Origin of the sequence: Klenkia marina, assembly GCF_900101025.1 — a bacterium.
In the GTDB taxonomy this organism is placed as follows: domain Bacteria; phylum Actinomycetota; class Actinomycetes; order Mycobacteriales; family Geodermatophilaceae; genus Klenkia; species Klenkia marina.
Genome location: NZ_FMUH01000001.1, coordinates 138,013 through 162,025 on the forward strand (window position 1 = coordinate 138,013; position 24,013 = coordinate 162,025).

Genomic DNA, 24,013 nt, shown 5'->3' on the forward strand with positions numbered 1-24,013 from the left:
ACCCTACTCAGAGCCCGAACAGGCGGGCCCCGTTGCGCCACAGCACCGCGCGCAGCCACTCCTCCCCCAGCCCGAGCCGGTGCAGCGCGGCGAGCTGGTGGGCGTAGGGGTACGGGATCGACGGGAAGTCGCTGCCCAGCAGCACCTTGTCCCCGAGCGCGGCCAGCCGGGGCAGCAGCGCCCGGTCGAAGGGCATGAGCGCCTCGGTGAAGTCGGTGGCGAACATCGTGGTGTCCAGCCGCACGCCCTCGTAGGTCTCGGCCAGGTCGAGGAACTCGGCGTACTCGGGCATGCCCAGGTGGGCGATCACCAGCTGCAACCCGGGGTGCCGCTGCAGCAGGCCCTGCACCGGCGCCGGCCCGGTGTGCTCGCCGGCCAGCGGCCCGGACCCGCAGTGGATGACCACCGGGGTGCCGGTCTGCTCCAGGTGCGCCCACACCGGGGCCAGGTGCGCATCGCGCGGGTCGAACGAGCCGACCTGCACGTGCACCTTGAACACCCGGGCCCCGGCCTCGACCGCCGCCGGCACGTAGTCCGCGGCCTCGGGTTCGGGGAAGAAGGTCGCCGACTGCAGCACCTGCGGGTGCTCGCGGGCGAACGCGGCCGACCAGTCGTTGAGGTCGGCGGCCATGCCCGGCCGGTGCGGGTAGTTCAGCGCCGAGAACGCCCGGACACCGAGGGCGTCGAGCTGGGCCAGCCGCTGCTCGACGGGCCCGCGGTAGGTGATCGGCCAGGCCGGGCCGTAGTGCTCCTCGGCCCGGTCGAAGTAGGCCCACACCGCGGCCTGCACGCGCTCGGGCATGAAGTGCACGTGCACGTCGACGAGCCCGGGCAGCCCCAGCTCGGCGACGTACCGCGGGACGTCGGCGTCGTCGACCGGGGGCTGCACCGTCATCGCCGCACCGTCATCGCAGGGTGACGACGACCTTGCCGCGCACGTGCCCGGCGGCGACGAGCTCGTGGGCCTCGGCGGTGCGGTCGAGCGGGAACGCCTTGGCCACCGGCACCCGCAACTGGCCGTCGTCGGCCAGCCGGGCGAGCTCCTCGAGGTCGTGGGCGTCGGGCCGCACGAACACGTACTGGCCACCCAGGTCGTTGACGGCCGGGTCGACCACCGACGCGATGCGCGCGACGTCGCGCACCTGGTCGGGTGCGTCGGCCAGGGTCGCCCCACCGACCAGGTCGAGGACGGCGTCCGCCGGCTCGGACAGCTGCTCGGAGAGCGGGCCGTCGGCGTAGTCGTACACCTCGGCGCAGCCGGCGTCGCGCAGGAAGCCGTGGTTCTTCGCGCTCGCCGTGCCGATCACGTGCGCGCCCAGCGCGACGGCGATCTGCACCGCGTTGAACCCCACGCCACCCGAGGCGCGGTGCACCAGCACCCGGTCGCCCTCGCCGACGTCGAGGGTCTCGGTGAGCGCCTGGTAGGCGGTCAGCCCGGCCAACGGCAGCGACCCGGCCTCGGCGAAGCTCAGCGACTGCGGCTTGTGCGCCAGGCACCGCTGCGGGGCGGCGACGTACTCGGCGCACGTGCCCAGGCCGACGTCGTCGCGGCGCACGTAGCCGAACACCTCGTCGCCGGGGGCGAAGCCGGTGACCGCGGGGCCGACCTTCTCGACCACGCCGGCGACGTCCCAGCCCGGCACGACCGGGAAGTGGTGCGGGAACAGCTCGGCCAGCCCGCCCGAGCGGATCGCCATGTCGACCGGGTTGACCCCGGCGGCGTGCACCCGCACCAGGACGACGTCCGGCCCGACCGGCGGCACCGGCAGGTCGTCGCGCAGCCGGAGCACCTCGACGCCGCCGAAGCGGTCGTAGGCGACACCCCTCATCGCCGACCCCCGCGCTTGACGTACTGGCCGAACGCGCGCTCCATCTCGCGGCGGCTGTCCTTCTCGGCGAGGTCCTGGCGCTTGTCGTAGCTCTTCTTGCCCTTGGCGAGGGCGAGCGTGGCCTTGGCGCGGCCGTCCTTGAAGTACAGGTCGAGCGGGACCAGGGTGAGCCCGCCCTCCTTGGTCTTGCCGATCAGCTTCTCGATCTCGCTGCGGTGCATGAGGATCTTGCGCTTGCGGCGCGGGGTGTGGTTGGTCCACGTGCCCTCGGTGTACTCCGGGATGTGCACGTGGTGCAGCCAGACCTCGCCGTCGTCGATCATGGCGAACCCGTCGACGAGGGAGGCACGACCCATGCGCAGGCTCTTGACCTCGGTGCCGGTCAGCACGAGGCCGACCTCGTAGGTGTCGAGGATCGAGTAGTCGTGCCGCGCCTTCTTGTTCTGGGCGATGAACTTGCGCCCCTGTTCTCGCGGCATGGGGCCCAGGTTACCGAGCCCCTGCCACTCGGATCCGGGTCAGAGGCGCACGTACAGCCGCAGGGTCACGTACGCCGCGATCGCGGCCAGGCCCATGCCGGCGCCGGTGATGACCGGGCTGATGGTCGCGATGACCCCCCAGTCGACCGGCGGGATGATGCCGGCCTTGATCGGCCCGGCCAGGGTGCGGTCGATGAACAGCACCTTGGTGAGCACCAGGCCGACCGTCGCGAGCAGCCCGCCGAGCAGGCCGGCCAGCGCCGCCTCGAGGATGAACGGCAGTTGGGTGTACCAGCGCGAGGCGCCGACCAGCCGCATGATGTTGGTCTCGTTGCGCCGGTTGAACGCGGCGAGCTGGATCGTGTTGGAGATCAGCAGCAACGCGGCCAGCGCCTGCACGACGGCCACCGCGATGGTGGCGTTGCGGGCGCCGTTGAGCAGGCTGAACAGGCGGTCCAGGAAGTCGCCCTCGTCGCGCACCTCGTCGACGCCGTTCTCGCCGTTGGGGAACTCCTGCGCGATGACCGGGTACCGCTCGGGGTTCACCAGCTCGACCCGGAAGCTCTCGGGCAGCGCGTTCGGGTCGGTGTTCTCCACCAGCGCGGGCTGCTGGGAGAACTGCTCGGTGAACCGCTGGTAGGCCTCGGCCTTGGACTCGTAGATGTAGTTCGCGACGTCGGGCGAGTCGTCGAGCTGCGTGGCGATGGCCTCGCGCTGCTCCTCGGTGACGTCGTCGGACAGGTAGATCGAGACCTGCACCTTGTCGTAGTAGATCGCCCGCATGTCGCTGATCATGTTGGCGATGACGAGCCCGGTGCCCATGAGGGCCAGGGAGATCCCGGTGGTCAGGATCATGGCGACCGTCATGGTCAGGTTCCGGCGCAGCCCGGTGGCCACCTCGGAGAGGACGAAGTTGACGCGCATGGGTTCCTTCGAGGATTCGGGGGTCGGCCGCGCTCAGCGACCGACGCCGTAGACGCCGCGGGACTGGTCGCGGGACACCTGGCCGTCGTTGAGCTCGATCACGCGGCGGCGCATCGAGTCGACGATGTGGTAGTCGTGCGTGGCCATGACCACGGTCGTGCCGGTGCGGTTGATCCGCTCGAGCAGCAGCATGATGCCCTGGCTGGTCTCGGGGTCCAGGTTGCCGGTGGGCTCGTCGGCCAGCAGCACCAGGGGCCGGTTCACGAACGCGCGGGCGATGGCGACGCGCTGCTGCTCACCACCGGAGAGCTCGTTGGGCAGCCGCTCGGCCTTGCCCTCGAGCCCGACCATCTCCAGCACCTCGGGCACGACCCGGCGGATCGTGCGCTGGGGCTTGTTGATGACCTCGAGGGCGAAGGCGACGTTCTCGGCGACGGTGCGGTTGCGCAGCAGCCGGAAGTCCTGGAAGACGCAGCCCATCGTGCGGCGCAGCTTGGGCACCTGCCACTTGCTCATGGTGTTCAGGGTCTTGTCGTTGACCTTGATCGTGCCCGAGGTCGGGTTGTCCTCCTTGAGCAGCAGCCGCAGGAAGGTGGACTTGCCCGAGCCCGACGACCCGATGAGGAAGACGAACTCGCCCTTGTCGATCTCCATGGAGACGTCGTCGAGGGCCGGACGAGGACTCGTCGGGTACACCTTGGTGACGTTCTGCAGCTCGATCACGAGGACTGACCGTACCCGCCGGAGCTGGTCATCCCGACCGGCTCGCCGTGGCTCACACAGCCTCGGCGGCCTGCTCCTGCTCCTTGCGCCAGCGGATGCCGGCCTCGACGAAGGCGTCGATGTCGCCGTCGAGCACGGTGGACGGGTTGCCGCTCTCGACCTCGGTGCGCAGGTCCTTCACCATCTGGTACGGGTGCAGCACGTAGGAGCGCATCTGGTTGCCCCAGCTGCTGCCCTCGCCCTTCAGCGCGTCCATCTCGGCCTTCTGCTCGCGCTGGCGCACCACGAGCAGGCGGGCCTGCAGCACCCGCAGGGCGGCGGCGCGGTTCTGGATCTGGGACTTCTCGTTCTGGCAGGAGACGACGATGCCCGTGGGGATGTGGGTCATGCGGACGGCGGAGTCTGTGGTGTTGACCGACTGGCCGCCGGGGCCCGACGAGCGGAAGACGTCGACCCGGATCTCGTTGTCGGGGATGTCGACGTGGTCGGTCTGCTCCACCACGGGCAGCACCTCGACCCCGGCGAAGGAGGTCTGCCGGCGGCCCTGGTTGTCGAAGGGCGAGATGCGCACCAGGCGGTGGGTGCCCTGCTCGACCGACAGCGTGCCGTAGGCGTAGGGCTGCTTCACCGCGAAGGTGGCCGACTTGATCCCGGCCTCCTCGGCGTAGGAGGTGTCGTAGACCTCGGTGGGGTAGCCCTTGCGCTCGGCCCAGCGCAGGTACATGCGCAGCAGCATCTCGGCGAAGTCGGCGGCGTCGACGCCCCCGGCCTCCGAGCGGATGGTCACCAGGGCCTCGCGGGCGTCGTACTCCCCCGACAGCAGGGTGCGCACCTCGAGCTCCTGGATGGACTTCTGCAGGTTCTCGACCTCGCGCTCGGCCTCGGCGCGGGTGGCCTCGTCGTCCTCCTCGGCGGCCATCTCCCAGAGCACGGCGACGTCGTCGATGCGGCTGCGCAGCTCCTCGACCCGGCGCAGGTCGCCCTGCAGGTAGGACAGCCGCGAGGTGATCTTCTGCGCGGCCTCGACGTCGTCCCACAGGTCAGGGGCGGCCGACTGCTGCTCGAGGTCGCGGATCTCGTCGCGCAGGTCGTCGAGCTTCATCACGGCCTCGATCGACCCCAGGGTCCCGTTGAGGTCGTCCAGGCGTGAGGAGAAGTCGGCAGCCACGTCCGACCACGGTAGTGGCTGCCTGCAAGCCCCAGCCGCGTGCGGTCTCCCCCGGACGAGCGAGGCGCCGGTGATGGCCTGCAGGGGTGGCCCAGCGGTGCCGATGCCCGGGTCGTGGTGCGGAGCGCAGCACGGAGACAGAGGTGGAGCGTGACGAGCAAGCACGAACGGGCATCGCGGCCGCAGGGGCACTGGCTGGCGCTGGGCGTCTACGGGTGCGTCGCGGCCGCCGCGCTGCTCACCTGGGGCGTCGACCCCGTGCTCGGCGTGGTGGCCGGGGCGCTCAACGTGGTCTTCGCCGTGTTCTTCCTGCGGCACCTGGGCTTCGCCGTCGCCGCGGCCCGGTGGGCCGAGCGCGACCTGTTGGCCGCCGACGTCGACCTGGCCGGCTGGACGCCGTCGGTGGCGGTCCTGGTGGCCTGCAAGAACGAGGCACTGGTCGTCGAGGGCATGCTCACCGCCCTGCTGGCCCTGGAGTACCCGGCGGACCGGATCACCTTCGTGGTGGTCGACGACGCCTCCGACGACGAGACCGGCGTCCTGCTCGACGCCCGGGCCGCCCTGGACCCCCGGCTGCGGGTGCTGCACCGCCCGCCGGGCGCGGGGGGCGGCAAGTCCGGCGCCCTCAACCTCGGCCTGGCCTCCGTGGATGCCGAGATCGCGTTGGTCTTCGACGCCGACCACGAGCCCGAGCCCAATGCGTTGCTGCGCCTGGTGCGGCACTTCCGCGACCCCCGGGTCGGCGCGGTGATGGGCCGCTGCGTGATCCGCAACGGCAAGGAGTCGTCGATGGCCACGACGGTGTTCGTGGACTTCCTCTCGGGCTACCTGGTCAACGAGTACGGGCGGCAGGCCCTGTTCGAGCTGCCCGCCTACGGCGGGGCCAACTGCGCCGTCCGGGTCAGCACCCTGCGCGAGCTCGGCGGGTGGAACCCCGCCAGCGTCACCGAGGACACCGACCTGACCCTGCGCATCCTGCTCAGCGGCCAGCGGGTGCGCTACGACCTCACCGCGATCGACTACGAGGAGGGCGTGGTCTCCGCCCGCCGCTTCTGGACCCAGCGCTACCGCTGGGCCCGCGGCCACCAGAAGTGCTTCCGGGACTACACGTGGCCCGTGCTGCGCTCGCCCCACCTGCGGGTGGTCGAGAAGGTCGAGTCGGTGCTGTTCCTGCTGACCTACCACGTGCCGGTGCTGTGCGGGCTGGGTCTGCTGCTCACCGCGCTCCGCGCCGCCGGGCTCGGCGGCGCGCCGGCCGTCGCTCTGCTCCCCCTGGCCATGCTGCTGTTCGTCGGGCCGATGGCCGAGCTGGCCGTGGGCCTGCTCGTCGGTCGGGTCGAGCGCCGGGCGGCCTGGCGCCTGATCGGGTTCCTGCCCGCCTTCGCGCTGTCGGTGTGGATCACGACCCGGGCCTACGTGGACGGCATGGTCGGCCGGCCCTACGCGTGGGTCAAGACCTCCCGGACCGGCGGCACGTCGACCGTGGCCCCGGCTCCCCTGACCACGGCGGTGTCGCGGTGAGCGCCGCGGCGCCGGCCCTGCCCCGCCCCGGGCACCTCGGCACCGACCGGCGGTTGCTCACCATCGCCGGCGAGCTCGCAGTGGCCATCACCATCTGCGTCGTCGGCTACTTCTGGGCGGCCGAGTGGTTCCAGGTGCACGAGGCCGCCTGGACGGTGCAGGTGCTGCAACTGCTCGGCGTGGACACCTCCGGCGTCGTCCCCGGGTCGATCCTGATCTTCCGCGGGCCCGGCGAGGTGCTCGAGGGGATCGTCACGCTGTCCTGCTCGTCGGTGCTCAGCGTCGGCGGCCTGGTCGCGCTCACCGCGGTGGTGCTGCGCGGTCGCGGGCTGCACGCCCTGTTCGGGCTCGTGGTCGCCACGGCGGCCGTGGTGGTCGCCAACATGGTGCGGCTGGTCCTCTCGGCGCTGGCCGGGTGGGCGTGGGGTGGACCCGCCATGACCCTGTTCCACGACTGGGCCGGCACCCTGTGGGCCCTGGCCAGCACGCTGGGCGGGTTCCTGCTGATGGTCTGCCTCACGCTGCCGGCCGCCGAACGCGCCGAGCAGGACGTCGCCGGCCGGCACACCGCGCGACGTCCGCAGAGCTGGGCCCGCCCCGGGCTGGGCTACCGCACCGCCGACGTGGTAGCCCCACCCGCGGGCAGCCGCCCGCGCCTGGCCTCGTTCGTGCACCGCCGGGTGCTCCCCCGGCGGCTGTCCGCCCACCTGGCCGCCCGCCGGGAGTCCGGCCGCATCGACTACCGGATCGGGCACCAGCCGGTCGACCGCCGCATCGCCACCGTGCAGCGGCTGGCCGCCGACGGCCTCGGCGCCCACTCGGCGTCGCTGGTGGCCGTGGCGACCTACGACGACGACGCGCGCGTGCTCGAGGCGCTGGCGCTCGCCGTCGCCGCCCGCCAGTGGGAACCGGTCGTCGACGCCCGCGTGAGCGCCCTGCGGCTGTGGGCGCGCGGCTGGATGCAGGCCAGCGGGCACCGCGACGACGCGCCCCGACCCCGGCGGCCGCACGGCGCCCACGCCGCTCCCGACGGCGCGGTCACCGCCCCCCGCACCGCCCCGCCGCCGGCCCGCGGAGCACTGCCGACGCCCCTCGACTTCGCCCGACCCCACCCCGAGGACCTCCCGTGACGCTCGCCCCGCCGCCCGTGCCCCCCACCGACCGCGCTGCCCCGCGCCCGGCCCCGCCGAGCGAGACCACGGTCCGGATCCGGGTGCCGGTCCCGGTGCCGCCGCCGGCGCGCACCGGTGGGCGGCACACCCCACCCGCCGTCCTGGTCACCGGCGCCGGCGGGCCGGCCGGCGTCGCCGTCGTGCGGCACCTGGTGGCCTCGGGCCACCGCGTGGTGGCCGTCGACGCCGACCCGCACGCCGCCGGCGGCGCGCTCGCCGATGCCTCGGCCACGGTGCCGCGCGGGGACCACCCGGGCTACGCCTCCGCCCTGCTGGCCGTGGCCGTGCGGCACGGGTGCGACGCGCTCGTGCCGACCGTCGCCGAGGAGCTGCCCGCGCTGCGCACCGCCGCGCCGTGGCTGTCGGCCCACGGGCTGGCCAGCTGGCTGCCCGACGAGGAGGCCGTGCAGCTGTGCTGCGACAAGGACCTGTTCGCCCGCCGCATGGTCGCCGCGGGCGTGGCGCACCCGGCGACGTCGGCCCACCGCGACGGCGTCGCCGACGTGCCCGGCCCCTGGGTGGTCAAGCCCCGCACGGGCCGCGGCAGCCGCGGCGTCCAGCTGCTCGACGACCCGACCGCCGTGCGCGCCGCCCTGGCGGCCGACCCCGACCTGGTCGTGCAGACCCGGCTGACCGGCCGCGAGTTCACCGCCGACGCCCTGGTCGACCGGGACGGCGAGCTGCTCACCGTGGTGCCGCGCTGGCGCACCGAGACCCGGGCCGGCATCTCCGTGAAGGGCACGACGTTCGCCTCGGTGCCGGTCACCGAGCTGGTGCAGGCCACGCTGGCCGCGGTCGGGCTGACCGGGCCGGCCAACGTGCAGGGCTTCGTGGCCGAGGACGGGACGGCGACGGTCATGGAGGTCAACCCGCGGTTCTCCGGCGGGCTCCCCCTGACCCTCGCCGCCGGCGCCGACGTCGTCGGGACCTACCTCACCGGGGTGCGCACCCCCGGCACCGCCCTGCCCCGGCTCTGGTTCACCCCCGGGGTGCGCATGAGCCGCTACTTCGCCGAGACGTTCACCGGCCCCGACGGGGTCGCGCTGCCGGCGCTGCCCGCCTCGGCCCCGGCGCGCTCCGGCGTGCGGTCGTGACCGGGATCCGCGCCCGGCACGTGCTGGTGCCGTTCGGCACCCGCCCCGAGGTGGTCAAGCTGGCGCCGGTCGTGCGGGCCCTGCGCGCGGCCGGGCACACGGTGACCGTCGTGGACACCGGCCAGCACGCCGACCCGGCCATGGGGTCGGGCGTGCAGGCCAGCCTCGGGCTGCACCCCACCCACCGGTTCGAGCTGCCGGCCGGGCAGCCGGCCCGCACCGGTGCGGTGCACGCCGACGCCGCGGCCGCGGTGGCCCGGTTCGCCCCCGACCTCGTGCTGGCCCTCGGCGACACCGCCACCGTGCCCGCCTACGCCCTGGCCGCCCGCGCCGCCGGGGTGCCCTTCGCGCACGTGGAGGCCGGGCTGCGCAGCTTCAACGGGCGCAGCGTCGAGGAGGTCAACCGGCGGGTGGCGGCCGCGGTCGCCCAGCTGCACTTCGCCCCGACCACCCGCGCGGCGCAGTTCCTGGCCGCCGAGGGCGTGCCGGCCGAGCGGGTGTTCGTCGTCGGCAACCCGGTCGTGGACACCCTCGTCGAGCGCGGCACGACCCCCCGTCCGGTCGCGGACCGGGCCGGGGTGCTGGTGACCGCGCACCGGCCGACCAACGTCGACGACCCCACCCGGCTGGCCCGGCTGGTGGACGTCGTGCGCGGGCTGGCCGACGAGGTCGGCCCGGTCACCTTCCCGGTGCACCCCCGCACCGCGGCCCGGCTGGCGAGCACGGGGCTGGACCGGCGACTGGACCACCCCGGGGTCAGGTGCACCGGTCCGCTGGACTACGACGACCTGCTCGCCGTCCTGGCGGGCTCCGTCCTGGCCGTCACCGACTCCGGCGGGATCCAGGAGGAGGCCGCCTACCTCGGCGTCCCGGTGGTCGTGCTGCGCTCGTCGACCCCGCGCTGGGAGGGGGTCGAGGCCGGGACGACGACGCTCGCCGGGCTGGCCACCGACCAGGCGGCCGGCGACGTGCTGGCCGCCGCCCGGGCGCACGCCGCCGCCGAGGGCCAGGCGCGCGCCGCCGCACTGCCCTGCCCCTACGGCGACGGGACGGCGGGCGCCCAGGTCGCCGCGGTGCTGGCCGACCCCCGCACCGACCAGCTGCTGGCGCTGACCGAGCCCGACTTCACCGGCGGGCGGCTCCCGTGGTGAGCCACCTCCACCGCGCGCCGTGGGCGGTGGTGGTCGACCTCGACGACACGCTGTACCCGCAGTCGGCCTACCTGGCGGGGGCGGCGGCGGCGGTGGGCGCCGCCGCCGCCGCCGCGGGCCTGGACGGCCCCGCCGTGCACCGGGCGCTGGACGCCGAGCTGGCAGCCGGCTCCGACACGGGGGGCACCATCGACCGCGCCCTGCTGGCCGCCGGCGTCGTGGCCGAGGACGTCGGGGAGCACGTGCCGGCGCTGGTGGCCGCCTTCGTGGCCCACCGGCCCGCGTCGCTGCCGCTGCACCCCGGGGTGGTCGAGGCGCTGCACGCCCTGCGCGCCGTCGCACCGCTGGGCTGCCTCACCGACGGCGACCCCCGCACCCAGGACGCCAAGCTGGCCGCGACGGGGGTGCTCCCCCTCCTCCACGAGGTGGTCGTCACCGACGCCCTGGGCAGCCGGGCGGTGCGCAAGCCGCACCCCGCCGGACTGCTCGAGCTCGCGCGCCGGCTGGGGGTGCCCGCCGACCGCGTGCTGGTGATCGGCGACCGGCCCGACAAGGACGTCGCCGTGGCAGCTGCGGTCGGGGCGCCGGCCATCCGCGTGCGGCAGGGCGAGCACGCGCACCGGGTGGACGGTCCGACGCCCTGGCGGACGGTCGACTCGTTCCCCGAGGCGGCCGCAGCGGCGTTGGGGGCGCTGCACGCGGCGGGTGGTCTCACCCCTTCGGCGTAGACCGCGTCGATCAGCTGTACGTACGCCCAGAGCTGCCCCAGGGTAAGCCTGCGATCACGCACCGTCATTCGAGGAGACCCGCCTTGTCCAGCACCACCCGCACGTCGAGCCCGACCCGGAAGGGCGCCCGGCTCGTCGTGGTCGTCCTCCTCTCGCTGCTCGCGATGGCCATCGCCCCGGGCAGCGCCTCGGCCGCCAGCGGCACGGTCCGCCCCATCGCCGACTGCTACCGCGACAACGGCGACGGCACGTACACCGGCGTGCTGGGCTACGTGAGCGACGAGTCGGTGACCCGCGACATCCCGGTCGGCCCGGACAACCGGACCGAGCCCGAGGCGTGGCAGTCGCAGGTGCCCACCCGGTTCGAGCCGGGCACCCACCACGGTGTGGCCTCGGTCGTGCTGACCCAGCGCCAGCTGGAGGGGCTGGACCCGGCCTCGTGGAGCCTGGACGGCACCACCCTGTCCGCCGGCACCGTGGGCCAGGTGTCCGCGTGCGACGGCTCGGAGATGCCGCAGCTGGCCAACGGGGCCGTCGTGGTCGGCTCGCTCGCCGCCGCCGCGCTGGTCGGCCTCGTGCTGCTGCGCCGCAACGACCGCCGCAACGACCGCCGCTCCGGCGCACGCGCCGCGCAGTCCGGCGTGTGAGGCCCTCTCCCCCACCACCACCTGCCCTGCGGGGCCGGTGACCTCCCCCCTCCGAGCGATGCCGGGGCGGTCGGGCTACGCCCGGCCGACCACGGGCCGAACAGCAGACAGTGCGGCGGAACCACCGCCGTCGGTACGAGAAGGACCACCCATGCCGCACCGCACCGCAGGACCCCGGACCCCCGGTCGTCGACGCACCGCGTACTCCCTCGCCGCCGTCCTCGGTGTCGTCGGCCTGGCACTGGCACCCGGGGTGGCCTGGGCCGCGCCCGGTGCGGACGCGACCGACCTCGCGGCCGGTGCGACCGTGTCGGCGAGCTCCTCGTACGAGAACAACTCCGACGGGTGGTCGGCGGCCCACGCGGTCGACGGCAGCACCGACTCGACGCCCGGCTCCCGGGGGTGGAGCAGCGTCGACCGGTACGACACCGCCCACACCGAGTGGTTCCAGGTGGACCTCGGCGAGCAGTCGTCCGTCGACGAGATCGTCCTGTGGCCCCGCAACGACGGCGCCGAGGCCGGCTACGGCTTCCCGACCACGGCGACCGTGGCGACGTCGACGGACGGCAGCACCTGGACCACCGTGTGGGAGCTCGACGACCCCACGTTGTCCGCCGCTCCGCGGTCGAGCGCGTTCTCCGACCTCACCGCCCGCTACGTGCGCATCACCGGTCAGACGCGCTACGTGGACAGCGACGGCAGCGGCTACCGCATGCAGTTCGCCGAGGTGCAGGTGTACGGCGCGACGGCGACGCAGCCGCCGCCCAGCACGACCCGGGGCGGTCTGACGCCGCTGGCCGACTGCTACACGCAGAACGAGGACGGCACGTACACGGTGGTGTTCGGCTACGCCAACGACTCGGACACCCCGGTGGACCTCGCCCCCGGGCCGGACAACACCTTCACCCCGTCGACCTACAACTCGGTCCTGCCGACGACCTTCCAGCCGGGCACGCAGCACGGGGTGTTCCAGCTGACCCTCACGCAGGCCGACCTGGACGCGAACCCGTCGTGGCAGCTGGACGGCAAGCGGCTGGACAGCTCCGCGGACCTGCCGCCGTCCTGCGCGAGCTCGCAGCTGCCGGCGTTGGCCAACGGTGCCGTGCTGGCCGGCGCCGTCGTGCTGGCCGGCGCGGTCGGTGCGGTCGCCGTCCGCCGTCAGCGGGGCACCCGGGACGCCGAGGCGGCCGGCCGTGGCTGACGTCCTCGCGATCGGCGCGCACCCCGACGACGTCGAGCTGGGCTGCGGGGGTGCGCTCCTGGCCCACGTGGCCGCCGGGGACACCGTCACCGTCCTGGTCCTCACCGGCGGTGAGGCCGGACCCGGGACCGCGAACCGCCACCAGGAGCAGCGGGCCGCGGCGGAGACGCTCGGCGTCAGCCTCCGCTGGGGCGGGCTGCTGGACTGCAGCCTCACCCCGGACGCGGCGACGGTGCGGTTGGTCGAGGGGGTGCTCGAGGAGACCGGGGCGGACCTGGTGTACGTCCACGCCCCGGACGACAGCCACCAGGACCACCGGGCCGCGGCGGCCGCCACCCGGTCGGCCGCCCGCCGACTGCCCCGGGTGCTGCACTACCAGAGCCCGTCGACGCTGACGTTCAACCCCACGGTGTTCGTGGACGTCACCGGGTTCCTCAGCGGGAAGCTGGTGGCCCTCAAGGCGCACGCCTCCCAGGTCGAGCTCTCCCCGATGGTGGAGCCCGACGCCGTCGTCGCCGCTGCCCGCTACTGGGGGTCGCAGGCCCGGATCGGCTACGCCGAGGCCTTCGTGCCGACCAGGATGGTGCTGGACCTGGCGCCCACCCCCCGCGCTGCTCCCGCCGCCCGGCGGGAGCAGGCCCAGGTCGTGGCCGAGCGGCGAGCCGTGCCGCGCGACCTGGCCGCCCTGCTCGACTGAGCGCCGCCCCGGGGTCCGGGAGCCTCAGCCGGCCAGGTGCCCCCACTCGGCAGCCAGGTCTGACCAGCGGCCACGGTCGACCACCCGTCCGGCGTCGAGGACCACCACCTGGTCGGCCAGCGCGAGCGCGGCGCGCTTGGACGACGCCCCGACGACGGTGGACCCCCGCTCGCGCAGCGCGGCCCACAGCTCGAGCTCGGTGCGGGCGTCCAGCGCCGAGCTGACGTCGTCGGCGAGCACCAGCTCCGCGCCGGTGGCCAGCGCACGGGCCAGGGCCAGGCGCTGCACCTGCCCGCCGGACAGCCGCACGCCGCGGTGCCCGACGAGGGCGCCCACTCCCCCGGCGTCGGCGACGTCGGGCTGCATGCGGGCGGTGTGCAGGGCGGCGTCCACCCCGCGCCGGTGCGAGAGCGCCACGTTCTCGGCGATGCTGCCCGAGAGCACCCGGGGCACCTGGGCCACGTGGGCCACCTGGCCCGGGCGCAGGAACAGCTGCGGGTCGGTGACGTCGACCCCGTTCCAGCGGATGGCGCCCTCGTGGTCGACCAGGCCGGCCAGGGCGGCCAGCAGGCTGGACTTGCCGGCGCCCACCCGCCCGACCAGCAGGGTCAGCGAGCCGGCCGGGACCCGCAGGTCGACGTCGGCCACCCCCACCGTGCCGTCGTCGTGCACCGCGGTGACCCCCTGCAGCTCGAGGGTGCGCAGCGGCACGCGGTCGGGGTCGGCCGGGGCCGGCGCGCTGCCGGTGACCAGGTCGACGCCGTCGGGCAACGACACCAGGTCCGAGCGGCCGGCCAGCGTGCTGGCCTCGCGCAGCCACACCCCGGCGATGGGCCGCTCGACCACGGCCAGGCCGGCGGTGATGCCGTACCAGCCGAAGCCGGCGACGGCGGTGCTCACGGTGAGGGCGGTGGCGAGGTCCCAGGCACCGGTGAGGAACAGGGCCCACGACGCCACGATCGCGGTCTGCACCAGCACCACGGGCCCGCCCTCGAGCAGCGTGCGGATGCGGGTCTCGCGGACCGTCGCGGCCACCCGGCGGGCGTCGACGGCCTCGAGGTGGCGCTGCACGGTGCCGGTGGCGGCGGCCAGCTTCACGGTGCGCACCGCCTCGAGCGCCGAGACCAGCTGCCGGCCGAACACCGCACGCAGGTCGCCGGCCACCCGGCCCGCCCGACCGGCGGCGGGAGCACCGAGCGCGGCGAGCACCACCGCCCCGACGATCACGCTGCCGGCCACCAGGCCGGCGACCGGCTGGCCGGTGACCAGCACGGTGGCCACGGTGGCCGCGGCGCCGAAGGAGACGTCGATCCAGCGGTCGGCGAGGTTGAGCAGGCGGTCGGAGTCCAGCGCCCGGGCGGTGACCTCGCCGGGCGGGGTGCGGGCCAGGCGGTGCTGCTCGGTCTGCCCGCGCAGCACGGCCAGCCGCAGGCGCAGGGTCACCGCCGTCCACCACACGGGGAACCAGCGGAACGCGACGGCGACGCACACCGAGGACACGAGCAACCCGGCCGCGAGCAGGGCGGCGGTGAGCACCGGGGTGCGGCCGTCCTCCAGGCCCTCGACCAGCCGGCCCCACAGGGCGCCGGTGAGGATGCCGTAGGTGCCGGTGACCGACCCCATCCAGAACGCCACGCACGAGGTGATGCCCCAGGCCGGGTGGGCGACGATCGCCCGCACCACCGACCGGGCCAGGCGCACCCGCGGGGGCCGGGGGGCCGGTCGCACGGGCCGCCGGTCGGCCGGCGCGCCCATCCCGCGGTCGGCCCCGGGCCCTATTACGGGCTCGGTCGCGGGCTGGGTCACGCGCTCGGTCACGGCGGGCTCGGGCGCCGGGACGTCGACGGCCCCGTCGGCCCCCGCCGCCACCAGCAGGTCGCGGAAGGGCCCGAGCGTGGTGGCCAGCTCGGCGCGCGGGCCCTGCTGCACGATGCGCCCGCCGTCGAGCACGGCGACCGCGTCGCACCACCGGGTGGTGCCCAGCCGGTGCGCGACGACGACGCCGGTGCGCCCCTGCAGCAGCCGCTGGGCGGCGCGGGTGACCAGCTGTTCTGTCACCGGGTCCATGCGGGCGGTGGCCTCGTCGAGCACGACCACCTGCACGTCGCGGACCAGCAGCCTGGCGAAGGCGACGAGCTGCTCCTGGCCGGCCGACAGCGTGACCCCGCGCGGGCCGAGCTGGGTGTCCAGACCGTCGGGCAGGCCGGCGACCCACTCGGTGAGGCCGAGCTCGGCGACGGCGGCCTCGACCCGGGCGCGGGGGACGTCGGCGAACAGGGTGAGGTTCTCGGCGAGGGTGGCGGCCAGCAGCTCGGTGCGCTGGGTGACGACCCCGACGCCGGCGCGCAGCGCCTGCAGGTCGGTGGCGGTGACGTCCTGGCCGCCCACGTGCACGGTGCCCGGCGGCGGCTCGACCGCCCGCGACAGCAGCTTGGCCAGCGTCGACTTGCCCGCGCCGCTGCGGCCCACGAGCGCGCAGGTGGTGCCGGCCGGCACCGACCAGCTCGGCACGCGCAGGTGGAAGGGCTCGGCGTGGCCGTCGGTGCGGTACGTGAAGTCGAGGTCGTGCACCTCGACGGCGCCGCCGGTGGCCGGCAGCGGGCGCCCGCCCTGCGGCTCGGGCGCGGCGGCCATGAGCGCCCGGATGCGGGCCAGGGCGCCGAGGCCCTCGTGCATCTCGGGCAGGTGGTGGTTCACCTCGTCGAGCCGGCCGACGAAGGTGGTGACCAGCAGCCAGAGGGTGACCAGGGTGCCGACGTCGAGGGTGCCGCCGTCGACCAGCGCCACGGCCCCGACGGCCAGCGCCGCGAGCAGGCCGTGCAGCACGAGCCCGCTGCGCAGGGCGACCCGGGAGGCCACCCGCGAGGTGCGCCCGTTGCGGCGCAGGATCTCCGCCGCCCGGGCGGCGAACTGGGCGAGGACGTAGGGCTGGCCCAGGGAGGTGCGCACGTCGTCCCGGCCGGCGACGGCCTCCTCGAGCTGGGCGGCGCCGTCGGACCAGGCCTCCTCCTCCAGCGTCTTGGACCGGGCCAGCAGCGGCGTGAGCCGGCGCACCGCGGCCAGCACCAGGACGGCGACCAGCGGGAACGCGATCCACGCCGGCCACCACACCAGGCCCGCGGCCACCCAGGCCAGCACCGAGCGCAGCACCGCGCGGCCCATGGCCCAGCCGCTGATGCGCAGCAGGACGGCGAGCTGGCGGGTGTCGTCGTCGACCCGGTCGAGCAGCTCGCCGACGCCCTGCTCCTCCAGCCGGGTCAGCGGCTGGTGCAGCGCGGCGTCGAGCAGGTCGGCGCGCAGCACGCCCTCGGCCCGGCCGACCGCGGTGGCGAACAGGGTGCGCCCGACGACCTCGCACAGCGCGGACCCCACGAGGAACACGGCCAACGCGGCCAGCAGCGCTGCGGTGGGGCCCTCGGCGATGCGGCCGGTGACCACGGTGCCGAAGGTCTCGGCGACGGCGGCCAGCACGGCGAGCAGCACGGCGGCCCGGGCGCCCGGACCGGAGAGCCGACGCCGGCCCAGCGGCGCCCGCGCCGTCCTGCCCTCCACCTCCGCACCAGCACCGTCCACACCGGCACCGTACGGACCGGGTACGACGCTGCGCGCCCGGTTTTCGCCGCGGGTGGTCAGCCCGCGAGCGCGGCCCGGCGGCGGCTGCGGGCACCCAGCCAGCGCGGGAGGTCCTCGGCCGGCATCGGCCGGGCGATGACGAACCCCTGGGCGTAGGTGCAGCCCAGCGCGGCGACGGTGGCCAGCTGCTCGGGGGTCTCGACGCCCTCGGCGACGCTGCGCATGCCGCAGGCCTTGGCCAGGCTGACCACGGTCTCGACCGCGGCCGCGGACTGACTGGCCTGCTTGTGGCCCGATCCGGCGATGCCCTGCACCAGCGACTTGTCGATCTTGAGGATGCCGGCCGGCATCGACACGATCTGGCCCAGGCAGGAGAAGCCGCTGCCGAAGTCGTCGATGGAGACCTCGATGCCCGACACCCGCAGCTCGGCGAACTGCTCGGCGGCGCGCTCGGGGTCCTCGGCGACGCTGGTCTCGGTCAGCTCCAGCACGAGCCGCTCGGGCCGCAGCCCGCTGCTGGCCAGGGCCGCGGTGACGTCGGAGACGAGCGTGCCCGACCCCATGTGGGTGGCGCTGATGTTGACCGCGGCGGTGAGCGGCAGGCCCATGGCGTCCCACTCGGCGGCGTCGCGGGAGACGGTGGCCAGCACCCAGCGGGTGAGCTCGTCGACCAGTCCGCTGGCCTCGGCGACCGGCACGAACTCCGCGGGCGGCAGCAGGCCGCGCTCGGGGTGCTGCCAGCGCACCAGTGCCTCGACACCGGTGACCGTGCGGGTGCGCAGGTGCAGCAACGGCTGGTAGTGGACGACCAGCTGGCCGGCCGCGATGGCGTCGCGCAGCTCGGTGGTGACGTGCAGGCGGCGCTGGGCGGCCGCGCGCAGCTCACCGGAGAACAGGGTGACGGTGTCGCGACCGGCGGCCTTCGCGGCGTACTTGGCGAGGTCGGCGTCGCGGATGAGGTCCGTGGCCGTGCGGCGCTCACCGCCGCTGACCGCCACCCCCACGCTGACGGTCAACGGCACGGTGGCCCCGGCGACGCTGAACGGGTCGGCGAAGACCGCACGGCAGCGCTGGGCCAACTGCACGGCCTCCTCGGCGTCGACGTCCCGGCCGAGGACGACGAACTCGTCGCCGCCGAGCCGGCCGACGGTGTCGCGCTCGCGGGTGGCGCGGGCCAGCCGGGCGGCCACCTGGCGCAGCAGCAGGTCGCCGGTGTCGTGACCCAGGGTGTCGTTGACCGCCTTGAACTCGTCGACGTCGAGCACCAGGACGGCGACCGAACCGCCGTCGGCGCCGCCCAGCTCGGCCTCGACCAGCTCCTGCAGGTGCACCCGGTTGGGCAGGTCGGTGAGGTGGTCGTAGAGCGCGCGGCGGGCGCTGTCGCGCACGGCCTCGACGCTGGCGGTGATGTCGGTGTGGGTGACCACGAGCTGACCGGACTCGTCGACCCGGGCGGCCTGCACGTGCACCCAGCGGCCCACCGGGGCCGCGCCGAGCGCGACGTCGACCGACACCGGGGCGCCGCCGTGCTCGATGAGCGCGCCCAGGCCCTCGATGAGCTGGCGGACGTCGTCGTCGTCGCGGGCGGTGAGCACGGCCTCGGCGTAGTCGTCGCCGACCTCCAGCGGGAGCCCGGCGCCCTCGGCGAGCTGGTCGGCCCAGGCGGCGTTCAGCAGCAGCACGGTGCCGTCGGTGTCCAGCAGCGCGGTCGGCGCGGGCAGGGCGTCGAGCACCGACCCGGGCAGCGCCGGCGTGGCGGGGTGGCGACGGCGGGACCGGTGGCCGCCCGGACGCCCGCCGTCCTCGACGGGGACGGCAGGTGTCGGCACGGGGACAGCCTAGGTTCTGCTCGGGCCCCGGTGACCGCCGACCGCACCGGGTCCGCGTGACTTCCGCGCGTCCTGCGCGACTGCCCGTCGCAGGAGCCCCACCGACCCCATCCGTCCCCCGGTTCAGGGGTCGACGTAGCGGTCGCGCTCGACGACGAACTGGCCGGTGGCGGTGTTGGCGTCGACGAAGTCGGGCAGCAGCGGCACCCGCACGGTCACCGTGACGCAGACGCCGAACTCCTCCCCCGGCGCCAGCGCGGGCCGGTACCCGCCGTTGGTCGCCGTGCAGGTCACCCCCGGGGGCACGAAGGCCACCCGGACGTCGGTGGCGTCCACCGACTGGTCCTGCACCGCCAGCGCCGCCGCGGCCAGGGCGCGGGTCTCGCCGGTGGCCGGGTCGGGCGCCGACCCCATCGCCCGGCCGGCCTCACGAGCGGCGGCGTCGGCGGCGAAGACCCCCCGCTGGACGGCGGAGAACCCGGCCACCAGGTAGACCAGCGGCAGGAACACGACCACCGCGATGAACACGAACTCGACGATGGCCGACCCGCGCTCGCCGTCCTCGCCCTCGCGGCTCACGGCGCCTCCTCCACGGCGCGCCCGGTGACCGACAGCGGGAGCAGGTCGCCGAGGGCGGCCAGCAGGCTGGGCACCGCCCCCTCGCAGCGGACGACGACCAGCACCAGACCGCTGGGGTCGGTCTCCTGGTCGCTGGTGCAGGTCAGCCCGGCGGCCGTGGCAGGGCTGGTGGCGCGGGCGACGACGTCGAGGGTCCGCTGCGCGCCGGCCGCGGCGGGCACGTCGGCGTTGGCGGCGTAGCGGGCGCCGTCCTGGGCGCTGCTGGTGACCACGTTGCGCACGTGCACGTAGACGGCGACCTGCAGCACCGCCAGCAGGAGGACGACGACGAGCACCGAGACCAGGGCGAAGTCGACGACTGCGCTGCCCCGCTCCCGGTCGTCGGTCACGCCGTCGGTCACGCGGTCAGCCGGCACCGCTGGTGACCGAGGAGAGCGCGTTCTGGATGGCCGCGACGATCGCCTCGCGGAACGGGATGAGGATCGCCAGCACCAGCGCGGCGGTCATCACCGTGATCATGACCCAGCCCGGGACGTCGCCCCGTTCGGGGTCCTCGCCCCGCAGCCGGTCGAGCGCGCCGGTGATCATCAGGGTCAGGAACAACATGCAGGTCTCCTCATTGGGCCAGCGTCACGATGCTGATCAGTCCGGGGAACAGGGCGAAGAGGACCGTCACGGGGAGCACCAGGAAGACGACGGGGACCATCATCTGGATCTCCTTGGCACCCCCGGCCTCCAGCAGCCGGCGCTTGCCGGCCTCCCGGACGTCGGCGGCCTGGGCGCGCAGCACCTCGGCGAGCGGGGTGCCGCGCTCGATCGCGACGACGAGGCCGTCGACGAAGCGGGCCAGCGCCTCCACCGAGGTGCGGTCGGCGACCTCCTGCAGCGCGGTGACGAGCGGCACGCCGGCCCGGGCGCGACCGAGCGCGCCGCCGAGCTCGCGGGCCAGCTCTCCGCCGGAGAGCCGGGTGACCCGGGCGATCGCCGAGGTCGGGCTCTCCCCGGCCGTGACGGCCAGGGCGAGCAGTTCGGCCACGACGGGGAACTCCGCCAGCAGCAGCTCCTCGCGCCTGCGCACCTGCTGGGTGAGCCACCAGTCCCGGCCGAGCACCCCGCTGACCAGGCCGCCGAGGCAGACCAACGCGGCGCTGAGCAGGTTGAGGCTCCCGCTGAGCCCGGCCACGACGATGGTGGCCACACCGCCGCCGAGCAGGCCGAGCCCGCCCCACACGACCTGCTCGACGCGGAACTCCTCGACCCCGCCGGCCGCACCGAGGGCGTCGAGCCGGCGGCGGACGGCGACCCGGCCGCCGAGCACGCGGTCGACCAGGCGGGCGCCGTCGGAGAGCACCGGGCCGAAGACGCGGCGGGTCGCCGACAGCATCCCCGGTTCGGTGGCGGTGCCCAGCAGGCGCGAGGGCGGCGGGGTGTCGGCGACGTAGGGCGCCAGCCGGTCGACCAGCCGCACGGCCCGGAAGGGCGGGGCGTAGCGGAGCACGAGCAGCACCCCGGCCGACAGGGTGAGCCCGAGCAGGACGCCCAGCACGCCGCCGCTCACTGCAGCACCCGGACGTCCTCGGGCAGCCGCCCGATGTGCAGCATCAGCCGGTAGGCGAGGAAGCAGACGCCGCCCCCGCCGAGCAGGATCGCGGTGCCCACCGGGCTGTCGTAGGCGGCCAGCGTCTGTTTCTGGGTGGCCAGCAGGAGCAGGACGACCCAGGGTGCGGCCACCGCGAGCCGCGCGGCCTGCACGATCCAGCCCTGCCGGGTCTCAAGCTCGGCGCGGGCCCGGGCGTCCTCGCGCAGGAAGGTGGCCAGGGTGCGCAGCACGCGGCCCAGGTCGCTGCCACCCACCTCGCGGGCCACGCGCAGGGTCTCGACGATGCGGTCCCCGACCGGGTCGGCCAGCTCGTCCTTGAGGCGGTCGAGGCTGTCGGCGAAGCGGCCGGTGGCCCGGTGGTCGGCGGCGAACCGGGCGAACGGCTCGCGCAGCACCTCGGGCCCGCGGACGGCCAGCGCGGCCAGCGACTCCGGCAGCGACAAGCCGGCCCGCACGGCCGACGCGAGGTTGTCGACGACCTCGGGCCACACCTCGCGCAGGTCGGCCCGCCGCTTGTGCGCCAGCCGACGCACGAGCAGGTAGGGCGTCGCGGCACCGAAGGCACCGAAGACCAGGGAGATGGTGACGGTCGCGGTGGTGACGAGCACGAGGACGGCGACCACGAGCCCGAGCACCACCTGCAGGGCGGTGAGCTGGGCAGGGTTGATCCCGGTGAGCCCGGCCGCGGCCAGCAGCCGGCGCCGGCGGCCGTCGTCGCGGGGTGCGCTGCGGCGCTGCGGGGCGCGGGGACCGCTGCGCCAGACGAGCAGCAGCCCGACCCCGAGCGCCAGCCCCAGCAGCGCGCCGGGGACGGTCACCGGCGGTCGCCCAGCAGTGCGGGGAGGTCGAGGCCCAGGGCGGCGTAGCGCTCGGGGTGCGGCGGGTAGCCGTCGGCGCGCACCAGCCGCCCGTCGCGGGTGGTGAAGATGTCCGCCGTCTCGACGACGGCGCCCTCGGCGCGGCCGGGCAGCGCGACGACCTCGCGCAGCCGTCGCTGCCCCGAGGGGTCGGTGCCCACGTGCACGACGAGGTCGACGCTGCTGGCCACCGTCGGGACGACGAAGCCGTGGCCCACGTTCTCCCCGGCCAGCAGCGGCAGCGTGCACATCTTGACCACGGCCTCGCGGGCGCTGTTGGCGTGCAGCGTGCACATGCCCGGCAGCCCTGAGTTGAGCGCGATGAGCAGGTCGAGGCACTCCTCCTGGCGCACCTCGCCGACCACGATGCGGGAGGGGCGCATGCGCAGCGCCTCCTTGACCAGCCGGCGCAGCGGGATCTCACCGGCGCCCTCGAGGTTGGGCTGGCGGGTCTGCATGGCGACGACGTCGGGCAGGGGCACGCGGAGCTCGAAGCTAGAGCTGTTGCACAAGTAGCCGCCAACCAAAGCAGGAGACCGCCACCATGCTGAGCACCACTTGGACCGAGACGATGCTGCGCCTCGAGCTCACGACCTACGAGTACGACCCGACCGAGTTTGACCTGCCGGCGATGCTGACCCGCCTCAACAACGACAACGACGTCAGCTGGTTTGACCTCGTTCACGACCACCACGTCGCCCGTCAGACCAGCGTTGCCTGCCCTGACTGGTGCACTCGAGAGCAGGGCCACCTGTTCATGGCCGGGGACGAGCCGGGCGCGCAGCAGAGCCGAGAGCACACCGTGGACATGGCCCCCGCCGGCGTCGCGGCTCGGGAGGACTACGTCGGCCAGATGTCCATCACCGTCACGGTCCCCGAACTACGAGACGACAGCAACGACAGCACCATCAGCCAGGGCAACCCCTCCGTGTGGTTGCACATCGAGGGCAGCTTCGACCCGGACGACGTGCACAAGCTGTCGGCAGCGTTGCTGGCCGCCGCCGACAAGGCCCGCGAGGTGTCGCAGTGACCGACAGCGTGCACTTCCTCCGCGATGACCACGGGGGGCCGCTCGGGGTGGTCAGCGTCAACGCCGTCAACGAGCGGGGCGCGATCCTCGCGTTCGCTGCCGCGGTCGCGAGCAACCGCCCACGAGATCTAGAGCAGCTCACGCAGGAGCTGGTCGAGGAGGTCGGCCCTCGTGAGGCTGGATACGTGTTCGCCGCAGCGCTGGGCACGTTGGTACAGGACGTGTTGGACCCGCTGTTGGACGTCGTGGAAGCAACCGGCCACCCGGTTCGGACCAAGCTGGCTCAGACCCTCCAGGGAATGAAGGCCGGACGGTGACCGCCAACCTGCGCCTCATCCCTCCGGCCCGCGAGGATCACGACCCGCAGATCGACGCTTACATCACCTGGGCTCGCGAGCTACGCGGCCTATCGAAGAACACCCTTCGGGTGCGTCGGGGGTTCCTCATCGGACTGGCCCTCTACCTCGGCAAGCCCCTGGTGGAGGCCACCGAACGAGACCTCCTCTACTGGGAGCGGGACAAGGTGTCCGGGCGAGCCCCAGAGAGCCGCAACGCCTACGTCTCTCACGCTCGAGCGTTCTATGTCTGGGCCGTCAAGACCAAGCTGCTCGATGACGACCCGAGTCAGTGCCTGACGCGACCCAAGCTGACCCGGGGACTCCCCCGACCCATCAGCGACGAGGACTTCCGGCTGGCAGTGGGTGCGGCCAGTCCCAAGATGCGGGCATGGCTGCTGCTCGGCGGGTTCTGCGGGCTTCGCTGTCAAGAGATTGCCGGGCTGAACTGGTCGGACCTGCACACGGCCGGCCATGAACCGACCTTGCTGGTTCGGGACGGCAAGGGCGGCAAGGAACGCGTGGTGCCAGTCCCCCAGCCTGTCATTGATGCACTGGTCGCCCATGGCAGGCAGAGGTCGGGGCCGATGTTTTACGGCCTGGATGCTCGACAGATCGAGGCACGCTCGGTGTCGTCGGGACTGAACGCGTTCTTCAAGCGCGTCGGCATCGACGCCACGGCACACCAATTACGTCACAGGTACGCAACGACCGCCTATCGACTGACGAAAGACATCCGGTTGGTCCAGGAGTTGCTGGGTCACTCGTCACCCAACACGACCGCTGTGTACGCGGCGTTCGATCAGAGCCAGGCCGCCGGGATGGTCGCCGCAATGGAAGAACAGTGGGCCGCCGACGTCGCCGAGACGGCCTAGG

Annotated in this window: 25 protein-coding genes; 11 read left to right on the forward strand and 14 right to left on the reverse strand. The window is 74.5% G+C overall.

Annotation, left to right across the window (positions count from 1 at the left end; translation table 11 throughout):
* Nucleotides 1-7 precede the first annotated feature (7 nt).
* The 6 genes from BLP29_RS00700 to prfB are packed head-to-tail and all read right to left on the reverse strand — an operon-like array spanning nucleotide 8 to nucleotide 5,123.
* Nucleotides 8-895 carry an amidohydrolase family protein gene (locus BLP29_RS00700; RefSeq protein ID WP_092798876.1) on the reverse strand — a complete coding sequence of 296 codons (888 nt, stop codon included), beginning with the start codon at nucleotides 893-895 and terminating at the stop codon, nucleotides 8-10.
* 10 nt (nucleotides 896-905) lie between these two features.
* The gene (locus tag BLP29_RS00705) at nucleotides 906-1,829 is read right to left on the reverse strand and encodes an NADP-dependent oxidoreductase (protein WP_092798878.1); all 924 of its coding nucleotides are present in this window, start codon (nucleotides 1,827-1,829) and stop codon (nucleotides 906-908) included.
* Nucleotides 1,826-2,308, reverse strand: a complete 483-nt coding sequence (smpB, locus tag BLP29_RS00710; protein ID WP_092798880.1) for an SsrA-binding protein SmpB — start codon at nucleotides 2,306-2,308, stop codon at nucleotides 1,826-1,828. Before smpB ends, BLP29_RS00705 begins: the two co-directional genes overlap by 4 nt.
* 39 nt (nucleotides 2,309-2,347) lie before the next feature.
* Entirely contained in the window at nucleotides 2,348-3,232 is an 885-nt protein-coding gene (gene ftsX, locus BLP29_RS00715; RefSeq protein WP_092798882.1) for a permease-like cell division protein FtsX, read from the reverse strand.
* A gap of 33 nt (nucleotides 3,233-3,265) precedes the next feature.
* A complete protein-coding gene (gene ftsE / locus BLP29_RS00720; RefSeq protein WP_092798884.1) occupies nucleotides 3,266-3,955 on the reverse strand; it encodes a cell division ATP-binding protein FtsE in 690 nt (229 codons plus the stop codon).
* 52 nt (nucleotides 3,956-4,007) lie between these two features.
* The gene (gene prfB, locus BLP29_RS00725) at nucleotides 4,008-5,123 is read right to left on the reverse strand and encodes a peptide chain release factor 2 (RefSeq protein ID WP_092798886.1); all 1,116 of its coding nucleotides are present in this window, start codon (nucleotides 5,121-5,123) and stop codon (nucleotides 4,008-4,010) included.
* 150 nt (nucleotides 5,124-5,273) lie between these two features.
* Here prfB and BLP29_RS00730 point away from each other — a divergent pair, with 150 nt between their 5' ends.
* The 8 genes from BLP29_RS00730 (at nucleotide 5,274) to BLP29_RS00765 (ending at nucleotide 13,334) form a co-directional block, all read left to right on the forward strand.
* A complete protein-coding gene (locus BLP29_RS00730; protein ID WP_243469596.1) occupies nucleotides 5,274-6,644 on the forward strand; it encodes a glycosyltransferase family 2 protein in 1,371 nt (456 codons plus the stop codon).
* The gene (locus tag BLP29_RS00735) at nucleotides 6,641-7,774 is read left to right on the forward strand and encodes an exosortase/archaeosortase family protein (RefSeq protein WP_165839231.1); all 1,134 of its coding nucleotides are present in this window, start codon (nucleotides 6,641-6,643) and stop codon (nucleotides 7,772-7,774) included. The genes BLP29_RS00730 and BLP29_RS00735 overlap by 4 nt, the downstream gene beginning before the upstream one ends.
* Nucleotides 7,771-8,910 carry an ATP-grasp domain-containing protein gene (locus BLP29_RS00740; protein WP_092798890.1) on the forward strand — a complete coding sequence of 380 codons (1,140 nt, stop codon included), beginning with the start codon at nucleotides 7,771-7,773 and terminating at the stop codon, nucleotides 8,908-8,910. Before BLP29_RS00735 ends, BLP29_RS00740 begins: the two co-directional genes overlap by 4 nt.
* Complete coding sequence (wecB, locus tag BLP29_RS00745; RefSeq protein ID WP_243469597.1) at nucleotides 8,907-10,061, forward strand: non-hydrolyzing UDP-N-acetylglucosamine 2-epimerase; 1,155 nt, start codon at nucleotides 8,907-8,909, stop codon at nucleotides 10,059-10,061. Before BLP29_RS00740 ends, wecB begins: the two co-directional genes overlap by 4 nt.
* Nucleotides 10,058-10,789, forward strand: a complete 732-nt coding sequence (locus BLP29_RS00750; protein WP_092800544.1) for an HAD family hydrolase — start codon at nucleotides 10,058-10,060, stop codon at nucleotides 10,787-10,789. Before wecB ends, BLP29_RS00750 begins: the two co-directional genes overlap by 4 nt.
* 83 nt (nucleotides 10,790-10,872) lie before the next feature.
* Complete coding sequence (locus BLP29_RS00755; protein WP_092798892.1) at nucleotides 10,873-11,436, forward strand: hypothetical protein; 564 nt, start codon at nucleotides 10,873-10,875, stop codon at nucleotides 11,434-11,436.
* A gap of 151 nt (nucleotides 11,437-11,587) precedes the next feature.
* Entirely contained in the window at nucleotides 11,588-12,637 is a 1,050-nt protein-coding gene (locus BLP29_RS00760; protein WP_165839232.1) for a discoidin domain-containing protein, read from the forward strand.
* A complete protein-coding gene (locus tag BLP29_RS00765) occupies nucleotides 12,630-13,334 on the forward strand; it encodes a PIG-L deacetylase family protein (RefSeq protein ID WP_092800547.1) in 705 nt (234 codons plus the stop codon). Before BLP29_RS00760 ends, BLP29_RS00765 begins: the two co-directional genes overlap by 8 nt.
* A 24-nt stretch (nucleotides 13,335-13,358) precedes the next feature.
* On the opposite strand, the gene BLP29_RS00770 is transcribed toward BLP29_RS00765, so the two are convergent.
* The 8 genes from BLP29_RS00770 to BLP29_RS00805 all read right to left on the reverse strand — a co-directional run bounded on the left by BLP29_RS00770 (nucleotide 13,359) and on the right by BLP29_RS00805 (nucleotide 22,254).
* A complete protein-coding gene (locus BLP29_RS00770; protein WP_207798243.1) occupies nucleotides 13,359-16,907 on the reverse strand; it encodes an ATP-binding cassette domain-containing protein in 3,549 nt (1,182 codons plus the stop codon).
* Between the two features lie 56 nt (nucleotides 16,908-16,963).
* Nucleotides 16,964-18,736, reverse strand: coding sequence for a putative bifunctional diguanylate cyclase/phosphodiesterase (locus tag BLP29_RS00775; RefSeq protein ID WP_092798898.1), 1,773 nt, complete (start codon nucleotides 18,734-18,736; stop codon nucleotides 16,964-16,966).
* Between the two features lie 123 nt (nucleotides 18,737-18,859).
* Nucleotides 18,860-19,315, reverse strand: a complete 456-nt coding sequence (locus tag BLP29_RS00780; protein WP_092798900.1) for a hypothetical protein — start codon at nucleotides 19,313-19,315, stop codon at nucleotides 18,860-18,862.
* A complete protein-coding gene (locus tag BLP29_RS00785) occupies nucleotides 19,312-19,716 on the reverse strand; it encodes a TadE/TadG family type IV pilus assembly protein (protein WP_243469598.1) in 405 nt (134 codons plus the stop codon). The genes BLP29_RS00780 and BLP29_RS00785 overlap by 4 nt, the downstream gene beginning before the upstream one ends.
* Nucleotides 19,717-19,720: 4 nt before the next feature.
* Nucleotides 19,721-19,921: a hypothetical protein gene (locus BLP29_RS00790; RefSeq protein ID WP_092798904.1), complete on the reverse strand. Its 201-nt coding sequence runs from the start codon at nucleotides 19,919-19,921 to the stop codon at nucleotides 19,721-19,723.
* A 10-nt stretch (nucleotides 19,922-19,931) separates the two neighbouring features.
* Nucleotides 19,932-20,873, reverse strand: coding sequence for a type II secretion system F family protein (locus tag BLP29_RS00795; protein ID WP_092798906.1), 942 nt, complete (start codon nucleotides 20,871-20,873; stop codon nucleotides 19,932-19,934).
* A complete protein-coding gene (locus BLP29_RS00800) occupies nucleotides 20,870-21,733 on the reverse strand; it encodes a type II secretion system F family protein (RefSeq protein WP_092798908.1) in 864 nt (287 codons plus the stop codon). Before BLP29_RS00800 ends, BLP29_RS00795 begins: the two co-directional genes overlap by 4 nt.
* On the reverse strand, nucleotides 21,730-22,254 hold the full coding sequence (locus BLP29_RS00805; protein WP_243469599.1) for an ATPase, T2SS/T4P/T4SS family: 525 nt from the start codon (nucleotides 22,252-22,254) through the stop codon (nucleotides 21,730-21,732). The genes BLP29_RS00800 and BLP29_RS00805 overlap by 4 nt, the downstream gene beginning before the upstream one ends.
* A 62-nt stretch (nucleotides 22,255-22,316) precedes the next feature.
* Here BLP29_RS00805 and BLP29_RS00810 point away from each other — a divergent pair, with 62 nt between their 5' ends.
* From BLP29_RS00810 to BLP29_RS00820, 3 genes are read left to right on the forward strand one after another with little or no spacing between them, the layout of a single operon-like run.
* Nucleotides 22,317-22,802, forward strand: coding sequence for a DUF6907 domain-containing protein (locus BLP29_RS00810; protein WP_092798910.1), 486 nt, complete (start codon nucleotides 22,317-22,319; stop codon nucleotides 22,800-22,802).
* Entirely contained in the window at nucleotides 22,799-23,119 is a 321-nt protein-coding gene (locus BLP29_RS20830; protein WP_092798912.1) for a hypothetical protein, read from the forward strand. The genes BLP29_RS00810 and BLP29_RS20830 overlap by 4 nt, the downstream gene beginning before the upstream one ends.
* Nucleotides 23,116-24,012 carry a tyrosine-type recombinase/integrase gene (locus BLP29_RS00820; protein ID WP_092798914.1) on the forward strand — a complete coding sequence of 299 codons (897 nt, stop codon included), beginning with the start codon at nucleotides 23,116-23,118 and terminating at the stop codon, nucleotides 24,010-24,012. Before BLP29_RS20830 ends, BLP29_RS00820 begins: the two co-directional genes overlap by 4 nt.
* Nucleotide 24,013: the final 1 nt, after the last annotated feature.

Excerpts from the sequence above, each read along its gene's own strand:
- BLP29_RS00700 (WP_092798876.1), bottom strand. The coding sequence starts at position 895 with ATGACGGTGCAGCCCCCGGTCGACGACGCCGACGTCCCGCGGTACGTC.
- BLP29_RS00790 (WP_092798904.1), bottom strand. The coding sequence starts at position 19,921 with ATGTTGTTCCTGACCCTGATGATCACCGGCGCGCTCGACCGGCTGCGG.
- BLP29_RS00810 (WP_092798910.1), top strand. The coding sequence starts at position 22,317 with ATGCTGAGCACCACTTGGACCGAGACGATGCTGCGCCTCGAGCTCACG.
- BLP29_RS00760 (WP_165839232.1), top strand. The coding sequence starts at position 11,588 with ATGCCGCACCGCACCGCAGGACCCCGGACCCCCGGTCGTCGACGCACC.
- smpB (WP_092798880.1), bottom strand. The coding sequence starts at position 2,308 with ATGCCGCGAGAACAGGGGCGCAAGTTCATCGCCCAGAACAAGAAGGCG.
- BLP29_RS00705 (WP_092798878.1), bottom strand. The coding sequence starts at position 1,829 with ATGAGGGGTGTCGCCTACGACCGCTTCGGCGGCGTCGAGGTGCTCCGG.
- ftsX (WP_092798882.1), bottom strand. The coding sequence starts at position 3,232 with ATGCGCGTCAACTTCGTCCTCTCCGAGGTGGCCACCGGGCTGCGCCGG.